The sequence below is a fragment of the Micromonospora sp. DT47 genome (assembly GCF_049844475.1).
In the GTDB taxonomy this organism is placed as follows: Bacteria; Actinomycetota; Actinomycetes; order Mycobacteriales; family Micromonosporaceae; genus Micromonospora.
The window spans coordinates 1-436 of sequence record NZ_JBNCLC010000074.1; the positions used below are offsets into that span (position 1 = coordinate 1).

Here is a 436-nt window from a genome sequence, read left to right on the forward strand (position 1 = left end):
CGGGCGCGCAGTCGCAGCTGGCGGCGCCGGTAGCGGTTCAGCTTCTCCCCGGCGTACGCCCGCCCGTCGGAGTCGGTGGCGATGTTCACCACGCCGAGATCCACGCCAAGGAACCCCTGCGGGTCGACCGGATCAGCCTCGGCGACCTCGACGGTGGCGTACAGAAACCACATGCCGTCGCGGTGCACGAGGTCGGATTCCCCGACCGGCAACTCGGCCACGGCCTTGAGCTGGTCAGGCGAACCGGTGTAGGCGACACCCTTCAACCGTCCGTCGATCGTCCAGACCGACACGGCGCGCGCGTCGGACTGCCACGACAGCATCCTGGCGTCGTACGGCTGCGCGGCGTCCCAGCGGAGTCGGACCGGCGTCGCCTCGACCCGCCGCCGGCGCTGCGACCCTGGCTTGCCGTAGTTACCGGCCTTGATGTTGGCGT

At 70.4% G+C, this 436-nt stretch carries 1 protein-coding gene; it reads right to left on the reverse strand.

The window, feature by feature from the left end; translation table 11 throughout:
- The coding region (locus tag ACLQ2U_RS32200; RefSeq protein ID WP_425754646.1) for a hypothetical protein at nucleotides 1–436 on the reverse strand (436 nt) is incomplete at both ends.